At 61.3% G+C, this 10588-nt stretch carries 7 protein-coding genes and 2 pseudogenes; 8 read left to right on the top strand and 1 reads right to left on the bottom strand.

Going from position 1 to position 10588, the window contains the following annotated elements; translation table 11 throughout:
• From Q0526_RS08515 to Q0526_RS08490, 6 genes and pseudogenes are all read left to right on the top strand, one after another.
• Nucleotides 1–542, top strand: a pseudogene (locus Q0526_RS08515) (sugar ABC transporter substrate-binding protein); the annotation flags it as partial.
• 41 nt (nucleotides 543–583) lie between these two features.
• Nucleotides 584–2053, top strand: a complete 1470-nt coding sequence (locus Q0526_RS08510; protein WP_298732511.1) for a glycoside hydrolase family 32 protein — start codon at nucleotides 584–586, stop codon at nucleotides 2051–2053.
• Nucleotides 2054–2288: 235 nt separating this feature from the next.
• Entirely contained in the window at nucleotides 2289–3647 is a 1359-nt protein-coding gene (locus tag Q0526_RS08505) for a glycoside hydrolase family 32 protein (RefSeq protein WP_298732509.1), read from the top strand.
• Nucleotides 3648–3875: 228 nt separating this feature from the next.
• A complete protein-coding gene (locus Q0526_RS08500; RefSeq protein ID WP_298732506.1) occupies nucleotides 3876–4844 on the top strand; it encodes a LacI family DNA-binding transcriptional regulator in 969 nt (322 codons plus the stop codon).
• A 158-nt stretch (nucleotides 4845–5002) separates the two neighbouring features.
• Complete coding sequence (locus tag Q0526_RS08495; RefSeq protein WP_298732503.1) at nucleotides 5003–6898, top strand: PTS transporter subunit IIBCA; 1896 nt, start codon at nucleotides 5003–5005, stop codon at nucleotides 6896–6898.
• 37 nt (nucleotides 6899–6935) lie between these two features.
• Nucleotides 6936–8264 (top strand): glycoside hydrolase family 32 protein, encoded by a 1329-nt coding sequence (locus Q0526_RS08490; protein WP_298732501.1) that lies wholly within the window; start codon nucleotides 6936–6938, stop codon nucleotides 8262–8264.
• A 112-nt stretch (nucleotides 8265–8376) separates the two neighbouring features.
• On the opposite strand, the gene Q0526_RS08485 is transcribed toward Q0526_RS08490, so the two are convergent.
• A complete protein-coding gene (locus tag Q0526_RS08485) occupies nucleotides 8377–8781 on the bottom strand; it encodes a MerR family transcriptional regulator (RefSeq protein WP_298732499.1) in 405 nt (134 codons plus the stop codon).
• 139 nt (nucleotides 8782–8920) lie between these two features.
• On the opposite strand from Q0526_RS08485, the gene Q0526_RS08480 reads away from it, so the two are divergent.
• Together Q0526_RS08480 and Q0526_RS08475 are read left to right on the top strand one after the other, a co-directional pair.
• Nucleotides 8921–9778 carry an aldo/keto reductase gene (locus Q0526_RS08480; protein WP_298732498.1) on the top strand — a complete coding sequence of 286 codons (858 nt, stop codon included), beginning with the start codon at nucleotides 8921–8923 and terminating at the stop codon, nucleotides 9776–9778.
• Nucleotides 9779–10257: 479 nt separating this feature from the next.
• Nucleotides 10258–10588, top strand: a pseudogene (locus Q0526_RS08475) (extracellular solute-binding protein); the annotation flags it as partial.

The raw sequence follows: 10588 nt of genomic DNA, 5'->3' as shown, positions 1-10588 counted from the left end.
AGTGGTATGACCCCGAAAACGTCATGCAGCTGCAGTACGGCCCCATCGGCACCTACTTCACCCAGCAGGACGAGAATGGCCTGTGGCAGAGCATCACCGACGCCGAAGCTCAGGAAAAGTTCGGCAAGAGCGCCGGCGAACTGAAGAGCGAGTACGAAGTCTACGGTCCCAAGCTGATTTTGTCCGACTACTACGCCACCACCTTTGAGATGGAGCCCCGTGCCGTGGACCGTCTGACCGACCTGTACGACTACTGGATGCCCTTTGTCAAGGACACCACCTGCTACCCCATCGACTGCGTCTACACCGAGGACGAACTGGACACCATCGACAAATGGCGTGTGGACTTTGAGAACTTTGTGGCCGAACAGGAAGCCACTTGGCTGCGGGACGGCGGCATCACCGACGAGACCTGGGCCGCCTACAAGGACAACCTGAACAGCTACGGCATGCAGGAACTGCTGGAGACCTACCAAGCCGCCTATGACCGCTATGTAGAGACCGCCGGCACCACCACCGCCACCGCCGAGAGCGCGGCCTGACCCTGACCCGAAACTTTACCCGAAAGAGAGGTTCTTCCCCTATGGCCACCAAACTGGAAGAAGCCCGCATCTATGAGGCGCGGGAAGGCGCTGCCATCCCCGCCGACGACCGGCCGCTGTTTCACCTGACGCCCCGGACGGGCTGGATGAACGACCCCAACGGCTTTTGCTACTACCAAGGTGCGTATCACCTGTTTTACCAATACTACCCCTACGATACGGTCTGGGGGCCCATGCACTGGGGCCACGCCATGACCACCGACCTGCTGCACTGGGACTACCGCCCCTGTGCGCTGGCCCCCGACACCGTCGCCGACGCCAAGGGGTGTTTTTCCGGTACGGCGGTGCCCACCCCCGACGGCCGCCTGCTGCTGCTCTACACCGGGGTGCAGCAGGTGGGGGATGCCCCCGACCAAGTCAACCAACTGCAATGTCTGGCGGTGGGGGACGGCACCGACTTTGAGAAGGACGCCGCCAACCCCGTGATCGGGGCCGACCTGCTGCCCGAAGGGGGCAGCGCGGTAGATTTCCGCGACCCAAAGATCTGGTACGAGGATGGCCGGTACCTGTGTGTGGTTTCCACCCGGGACGCCCAAGACCAAGGGCGCATCCTGCTGTACGAAAGCCCCGACGCCCGCCGCTGGACCTACCGCACCACGCTGGACGCCTGCCGCGGGGAATACGGCAAAATGTGGGAATGCCCCGACTTCTTTGCACTGGACGGCCAACAGGTATTGCTGGTCAGCCCGCAAGAGATGGAGGCCAGCCCCGACGGGGAATTTCACCCCGGGTTCGGCACGGTGGCTCTGCTGGGACAGTACGACAAAGGCGAAGCCCGGTTTACCCGGGAAGCGGTACAGCCGGTGGATTACGGCACCGACTTCTACGCGCCCCAGACCGTGCTGACCCCGGACGGCCGCCGGGTGATGGTGGCTTGGATGGAAAACTGGGCCACCGTCAACGAAGCGCCCCGCCGCCACCAATGGTTTGGCCGGATGACGATGCCCCGGGAGCTGTTTGTGCAAAACGGGCGGCTCTGCCAGCGGCCGGTGCGGGAACTGGAAACCCTGTGGCAGAACACCCTGCATTACCGGGATACGCTGAACGGCGACGCCGTCTACGACGGTGTGGCCGGGCGGCGGCTGGACCTGACCGTGACGCTGGACGCTGCCGCCAGCCCCGACTGCCGCCGGTTCACCCTCTGCTTGGCCGAGGATGCCCGCCACCGCACCAAGGTGGAATGGAGCCCCCTGTACAACGAACTGCTCTTTGACCGCAGCGGCTGCGGCACCCGCCGGGACATCCCCCATCTGCGCCGCCTGCAAGCCGCCCCGCGGGATGGCAAGCTGACCCTGCGGCTGGTTCTGGACGGAGATTGTCTGGAACTCTTCCTCAACGACGGCGAGCGGGTGCTCTCCGCCCTGCTGGACACCCCCGCAGCGGCAGACGGTATCTCGCTGCACAGCGAAGGACCCGCGGTTCTGGACTTGGTCCACCACACCCTCGCCTGACAGCGCCGCTCTTTTCTCCCATACAAAAACGCCCTTCCGCCGATTGAAAGATCGCTGCGAAAGGGCGTTTTTGGGTCAAGAGGCCACCGCCTCGTTCTGCCGCAGGCTGGCCATCTCCCGGCGCATCACTGCCCCGCCTTGCATCTCGGCCCGGCTTTTGCTATACTGGGGAAAAATTTGGCACGCCGGGCCCACCGGCGCAGCCCTTTTGTTTGCGATACCAAAGGAGGACTTCATGGCAAACTGGCGTCAGGCGCTGCATATCGAGCCGCCCCAGGGCTGGCTCAACGACCCCAACGGGTTATGCTTCTTTCACGGATTGTACCATGTCTTTTTCCAATACTGCCCTACGCAGCCGGACGGCACCGCCCCCAAATGCTGGGGCCACTGCCAAAGCCCCGACCTGCTGCACTGGACTTTTACTGGCGCTTCCCTTTTCCCCGATACGCCCCAGGACCAAAACGGGGCGTATTCGGGCTGCGCGGTAGCCTGCGGTGATTTGCTGCGGCTCTACTATACCGGCAACGTCAAGCATCCCGGGCCGTACGACTATATCCGCACCGGGCGGGAGTCCAACACCCTAATGGTAGAGACCCCCGACGGCATCCAGATGGGGGCCAAGCAGCTTTTGCTGACCAACGCCGACTACCCGGCAGACTGTTCGCTCCATGTGCGTGACCCCAAAGTGTGGCGGGAAGAGGACCGCTGGTATATGCTGCTGGGCGCCCGCAGCCTGCAGGACGCCGGGCGGCTGCTGCTCTACCGCAGTCAGGACGGCCTTGTCTGGCAGTTGGCCCGCGTTTGGGAGCCCACGCCCGCCTTCGGCTATATGTGGGAATGCCCCGACGGCTTTGTGGTGGAGGGCCGCTGTTGGCTGAGCGCCTGCCCCCAAGGCTTGCCCCACGGCGAAACGGAAAACCAGAACGTCTACCAGAGCGGCTATTTTGCCGTGGACGGCGATTGGGAGACCGGCACCCTGTCCGGGTTTACCGAGTGGGACAAGGGCTTTGACTTTTACGCCCCCCAGACGCTGCGCGCCCCCGATGGGCGGCTGTTGCTGATCGGCTGGATGGGCATGCCCGACGCCGACTACCGCAACCCCACCGCCGCCTTGGGCTGGCAGCATTGCCTGACCCTGCCCCGGGAGATCGTATCCGGTCCCGAGGGGCTGCGCCAGCGCCCCCTGCGGGAGTTGGACGCACCGGCCGACGGCGCCCCCCAATCGGTAGAGGATGGCAGCACCGTCACGCTGCCGCTGCCCTTCCGCCTGCGGATGACTGCCGACCGCGACTTTGCCTTGACGCTGGCCGGTGGGCTGCATCTGGAGCGGGACACCGCCGCCCAACGTCTGGTGCTGCGCTTCAGCGACGAGGCAGTGGGTGGAGGCCGCACGATCCGCCGTGCCGTCTGCGGCGCGGGACCGCTTTCCTTGGATCTGGTGGTGGACCGCGCCTCGCTGGAGGTATTCTGCAACGACGGCGCCACCGTCTTTTCCACCCGGTTCTACCCCGAGGACAGTTCCATCCCGGTTTCGCTGCGGGGGGCCGACGCTGCGGTACAGCCCCTGCGCCCCATGGCGTTTACGGTGCAGTAAACAGGCTGCGCCGCCTGCACAGTCCCTTTTCCCCTTGTCTGTATAGCCCGGTCCCCCTTTCGGGGCCGGGCCGTTTTGTTGCGTTTTGCCCCTTTGCCCCGCCGGCCTCTGAAATACTGCACAAAATATTCGCGGAAAATTTGTACGTTCCACGAATAGAATTGCCGGTCAACTTATTGTAGAATAACAGTGCAATCACAAGAATACGTATTCACGGAGGGATTTCCTATGATCACCATGGCAGAAATTGCACGGCTGACTCATGTTTCTCAGCCTACGGTTTCCCGGGTGCTCAACGGCAACCCCAAAGTTTCGCCCGAGATCCGGGAGCGGGTGCTTGCCTGTGCGCGGGAGCATGACTACCAACTGAACGCCCTGGCCAAAGGGCTGAAGGGCAGCCCCACCCATCTGCTGGGGGTCCTTGTCACCGACATTGCCAACGGCTTTTTTGCCGACCTGACCAAGCAGATCGAAATTTGCGCCCGGGAACGGGGATACAGCATCATCCTGTTCAACAGCGACTACAACCCCGACAACGAGCAGGAATATCTGGACGTGGTGCGCCGCTACCGTGTGGACGGTGTGCTGGCGGTCCCCATCCGGGAGACCAGCCCCCAGTGGTATGACTATGTAAAACGGCTGGACGTGCCGGTGGTCACCATCACCCGCCGGGCCACCGGGCTGGATTCTTTCTATGTAGATCACCCCACCGCCGGTGGGCAGGTAGCCGCCTACCTTGCCGACCGGGGGTATCGCCGGTTTTTGTTTATCGGCAAAGAATATGACGGCAAATACGTCGGGTTCCGGCAATGGCTGGCCGAACACGGGCTGGGCGATGTGGTCACCCATCAGGTGCTGCAAAACCACGACCAGTTCCGGCAGGCGCTGGAACGATGGCTGGCGGAAAGCGACCTGCGGGCCGCGGTGTTTGCCGGCAACGACATCTACGCCTTGCAGGTGCTGGACATCCTGCGGGAATTGCAGATCAGCGTTCCGGCGCAGGTGGGGGTCATAGGGTTTGACGACACCTTTATGGGCCAGTACCTGAACCCCCGGCTGAGCACCGTCCGCCAGCCCACCGCCCAAATGGCCCGGCAGGCCGTCAACTGGCTGCTGGACCGCATCGAGCATGCCGACGCGTCCCTGCCTGTGCAGCGCGCCTTTTCCACCGAGTTGGTCCTTCGGGAAAGCACCTAACTCCCGCCTTGCGGAAAGGGAGAACGGGGTGTTTTTTTACCCCTTTGTGAATACGTATTCTCAACCGTATTTGCTCCCTTTGCCCCCTCGTTTTCTGTATTCCTGCCCTTCTTACCGGAAGGGATCGAATAAACAACCTGTCAGAAAGGATGTAATGTATGGATTACAAGAAAGTAGCCCAAGCGATCTACGACAAGGTCGGGCGAAAAGAGAATCTGGTCTCGGCAGCGCACTGCGCCACCCGGCTGCGCCTTGTGCTGGTGGACAACGCCAAGTGCGACGCCAAAGCGGTGGAGGACATCGAGGGCGTCAAGGGCGTTTTCAGTGCCTCGGGCCAGTTGCAGATCATTCTGGGCACCGGCGTTGTGGACAAGGTGTATGACGAGTTTATCGCCATTTCCGGCCTGAGCGCCGCCACCAAGGACGAGGTGAAAGCCGCCGCCGCGGCCCGGCAGAACCCCTTTAAGCGCGCCATCAAGACGCTGGGCGACATCTTTGTGCCCATCATCCCCGCCATCGTGGCCAGCGGCTTCCTTATGGGCATCATGGAAGCGCTGAACTTCATGGTGAACAACAACTTCCTGAACATCGACACCTCCGGGTCCATCTATGTGTTCGCCAACCTGTTCTCCAACACGGCGTACACCTTCCTGCCCATCCTGATCGCGTACAGCGCGGCCAACGCCTTTGGCGGCAACCCCTATCTGGGCGCCGTCATCGGCATGATGATGATCCACCCCAACCTGCAAAACGCCTGGACCGTTGCCACCGAAGGCGTCCAGCAGACCCAAAGCGTCTGGTTCGGCCTGTACTCGGTGGATATGGTCGGCTATCAGGGCCACGTCATCCCCGTCATCATCGCCGTGTGGGTCATGTGCTTCTTGGAAAAGCGGCTCCACAAAATCGTGCCCGCGATGTTCAACCTCTTTGTTACCCCGCTGGTCAGCGTGTTTGTCACCGGCTACCTGACCTTCTCCATCATCGGACCCATCTTTGTCACCATCGAAAACGGCATCATCGGCGGCATCCAGACCCTGCTGACCCTGCCCTTCGGCATCGGCAGCCTGATCATGGGCGGCCTGTACTCCACCACCGTGGTGGCCGGTATCCACCATATGTATACCGTCATCGATATGGGCCAGCTCTCGATGTACGGCGTGACCTACTGGCTGCCGCTGGCCTCCGCCGCCAACATGGCGCAGGGTGCCGCCACCCTCGCCGTCGCCCTCAAGAGCAAAAACGGCAAGACCAAATCGCTGGCGCTGCCCTCCGCCTTCTCCTGCTTCATGGGCATCACCGAACCCGCCATCTTCGGCGTCAACCTGCGTTTCTTCAAGCCCTTCGTCTGCGGCGCACTGGGCGGCGCAGCGGGCGCCATGTACGCTTCGCTGGTCCATCTGGGCGCCAGCGGCACCGGTGTCACCGGTATCTTCGGCCTGCTGCTCTGCTTGGAACATCCCTTGGAATACATCATCATGGCGGCGATCTCCATCGGCGTGGCCTTTGCCCTGACTTGGATGTTCGGCTACAAGGACCCCACCCCCGAAGCGCAGGATGCCCCCGCCACCCCCACCGAAGCCGTACCGGCCATGACCTGCCAGCCCGGCACCGTCTATGCCCCGGTGGCCGGTGAGGCAGTGCCCTCCGACCAGATCCCCGACGAAACCTTTGCCACCGGCGTGCTGGGCCGGGGCGCCGGCATCCGCCCGGAAGGCGAAACCATCGTCGCCCCCTTGGACGGCGAGATCTCCTCGGTGGCAGAGACCCGCCACGCGGTGGGCATTACCGCCCCCGACGGGATGGAACTGCTGATCCACGTGGGCGTGGACACCGTGGAGATGAACGGCGACGGCTTTGCCTGCTTTGTGCAGCAGGGCCAGAAGGTCCATGCCGGCGACAAGCTGCTGACCTTTGACCGCCAAAAGATCGCCGCGGCCGGTCACCCCGACATGGTTGCGGTGCTGCTGACCAATGCCGACGACTACGGCGACATGAAAGTACACACCGGCAGTTGCCAAGCCTTGCAGCCGCTACTGGAAGTCAGCCCCCAGTGACCCGGGGCGTTGGCGCATCTGACAGGGAGGAACCCTTTTGCTGCACGATTTTATCCATCTGAAAGCACCGGGAAACTGGATCAACGACCCCAACGGCTTTATATATTACCGGGGCCAGTACCACCTGTTTTACCAGCATTTTCCCTATCTGCCGCGGTGGGGCACCATGCACTGGGGCCACGCGGTCAGCAAGGATCTGGTCCATTGGGAGCACCGAGGCATCGCCCTCTACCCTTCCAAGGCCTATGACCGCAACGGGGTTTTTTCCGGCAGTGCGGCGGAAGTGGACGGCAAATTATATCTCTACTACACGGCCATCCGCTATGAACAGGAAAACCCCGACAACATCCACCGGGCGGTGAACAACCGATTTTGGGCCAGTCAGGCCCTGTTGATCTCGCCGGACGGGGTCTGCTTCGACAATCTGGAAGCCAAGCGCCAGATCCTGCCCGTGGCGGCAGCGCCGGAAGAGGGCGACCCCCAAAACACCCGGGACCCCAAGGTATGGCGGGCGGCGGACGGCAGTTTTCGCATGGTGTTGGGCAGCACCCGCAACGGGGTGGGCGAACTGCTTTTTTACCGCAGCGCCGACGGCCTGACATGGACCCCCGCCAACCGGTACACCGCCCCTGCCCTGGGCACCACGCTGGAATGCCCCGACCTGTTCCCCCTGGGCGACGGCTGGCTTTTGCTGGGCTGCCCCATGGGCATCACCGCGGACGGGCTGCAATACCCCGACCAAGCCTGCTGCCTGCCGGTGGATTTTGACGAAACCACCTGCCGCCTGACCCCCAAGGGCACCCCTGCCATGGTGGACTGGGGACTGGACCTGTACGCCCCCCAGACCACGGTGGATGCGGCGGGCCGCCGGGTGATGATCGGCTGGATGCGGATGCCCCGCCCGGTGGAAGGCACCCCCGACGACCGTCCCCCTTGGCGCGGCATGATGAGTTTGCCCCGGCTGGTGGAATGGCGGGACGGGCAGGTTTGCTTTCCGGTCCATCCCAACGTGTCCGCCTGCTTTACCAAGCCGGAAACCGACCTGTCGCCGCTGGCGGCCCACAAGCCGGTACGGCTGCGGGGCACCCTGCACAACGGGCAGCTTTGGAACGTGGGCGGGTACCGCCTTCGGATGGCGGACGGGCAGCTTTTTGCCGACCGCTCCGCCGTTATGGACGGCCTGCCCGGCTGCCGCCTGACAGCCCACACCCCGCCGCTGGGAGCGGACACCTGCCGGGTGGACCTTTTTGTGGAGGAAAACTTGATCGAGATTTTCCTCGACGACGGACGCTATGTGCTCAGCCATGTTGTGTTTGGGCTGGACCAAACGCTGGAAGGCGATTTTACGGTGTGGACCACCGCCTAAAAGGGCGGGCCTCCCGTTCGCCGGTGAAGCATCCATTCCTCTGACAGTTTCTTTTTCTCCCATATAATAATAGGAAAGAGCGCACCCCCAAAGGGCGCGCTCTTTCTGCGTTTTATCCTTCTTCTGTGTCGATGAGGTTGCTGGTGTAGGGGATCTTTCCCGCCAGAACGTCGTCATAGTAGCGCTGCTTGCCGTCGATGTAGGCAATATCCTCCTGTAAGGCTTTCCGCTTTTGTTCCAGCAGGTCCCGCTGCTTTTGCAGGATCTCTTTTCTTTCGGGGATGGTGGGCTTTCCCCCCAGACACAGGTCCAGATAGCGCTTCATGTCCTCCAGACTCATGCCGCAGCGTTTTAGACAGGTAAGCCCCTTGATCCATGCGATGTCCCGCTCGTCAAAGACCCGGTAGTTGTTTTTGTCCCGCTTGACATGGGGGACCAGCCCTTGGTTGCAATAAAACTTTAGGCCCTCATAGGTCATCCCCACTTCTTGGCACACCTGCTTCATGCTGTACTGCACAGAAAACACCCCCAAAAATGCAATTTTTTTGAAAAACCGGTTGACCGGTAGTTACAACCGGGTGCTACACTGTGTATGGTACCACAAAACACAGAAAATCACCACCCTTTTTTCAGCATTTGAAAGCGAGGCAACCAAGATGGAACAGGTCACTTTGTACAATGGCGTAAAGATGCCGCTGGTGGGGTACGGCGTCTACCAAGTATCCCCCGAAGAATGCGAGCGCTGTGTGCGGGACGCCCTTGCCGTGGGGTACCGGGCGATCGACACGGCCCAAAGCTATTTTAATGAAGCACAGGTGGGCCATGCCCTTGTGAATTCCGGCGTGCCCCGGGAAGAGATTTTTCTGACCACCAAAGTGTGGGTGGAACACTACGGGTACGAGGAAGCCAAAAAGTCCGTGCTGGAATCCATGCGGAAACTGCAAACCTCGTATCTGGATCTGGTTTTGCTGCACCAGCCGTTTTCGGGTTATTATGGCGCCTACCGTGCCTTGGAAGATCTGTATGCGGAAGGGAAAGTGCGGGCCATCGGCGTTTCCAACTTTTATCCCGACCGGCTGGTAGACATAGCCTCCTTCAGCCGGGTAAAGCCCATGGTCAACCAAGTGGAATGCCACCCCTTCCACCAGCAGGGCGAAGCGAAACGCTGGATGGAGAAGTACGGCGTTCAGATGGAAGCCTGGGCCCCCTTTGGGGAGGGGCGGGGCGGCCTGTTTGAGAACCCCCTGCTGGTACAGCTTGCCGAAAAGTACCGCAAAACCACGGCGCAGATCATGCTGCGCTGGCATATACAGCGGGGTGTGGTGGTCATTCCCAAATCCACCCATAAAGACCGCATGGCGGAAAACCTGAACATCTTCGACTTTGCGTTGAAACCGGCGGATATGGACCGGATCGCCGCCTTGGACAAAGGGCAAAGCGCCTTCTTCTCTCACAGCGACCCAGCCATGGTGGAATGGTTTGTGCAGATGGTCGAGGAGCGAAAGAGCAAATAACAACCGGCAAAGGGCCGCGCCCCCACGGGTGGGGTCCCTTCTGCCGCCGGATACCACAGAGCGCCGAATTTTGTGCGATGGCCACAAAGTCCGGCGCTTTGCTGCGTTGGCAAGCTCCCTTGGCAGAGATGTGCCCACGGCCGGAACCGGCCGCAAAATCGCGGACTGCCACCGCCCCCACCGGCGGGACGGCCTGCCGGCAGAGCGGGAATTTTGTTTGCCCCAACGAAAAAATGACAAATTGGAAACGATTTCAACCATTTTGTCATTTCCACCGTAAGAAGTGCACAAAAAGAGCGACGCGCTCTTGTGGTTTTAAACAAAATTAATTAAAAAGTGGAAAAAGTTCTTGATTTTTTGTGGGAAACCATGTACCATAGAGGCATCGAAAGGTTGGAAACGTTACCAACCGAAAGACAACAAGAATCCCGCCTGAATCCTTCAGGCACCAAACACCTTTTTTCAAGGAGGAGAAGAATATGAAAGCCAAGAAACTTCTTTCGCTGGGCATCGCCGGTACCATGGCCGTTGCGCTGCTGGCCGGCTGCAGCTCTTCGGGCAGCAGCTCGTCCACCGCCGCTTCGGGCGACACCGCCACCAGTGAAGCTTCCGCCACCAACACGGCTGCCGGTAAAGTGTATTACCTGAACTTCAAGCCCGAGCAGGACGAGCAGTGGCAGGCGCTGGCCAAGGTCTACACCGAGCAGACCGGCGTACCCGTCACGGTGGTGACCGCCGCTTCCGGCGAGTACGAGACCACCCTGATGAGCGAGATGGCCAAGAGCGACGCGCCCACCCTGTTCCAGGTCA

The sequence above is a fragment of the uncultured Subdoligranulum sp. genome, assembly GCF_937890665.1.
The sequence above is the reverse complement of the archived record's forward strand: the minus strand, read 5'-3'. Positions and strand labels throughout refer to the sequence as shown.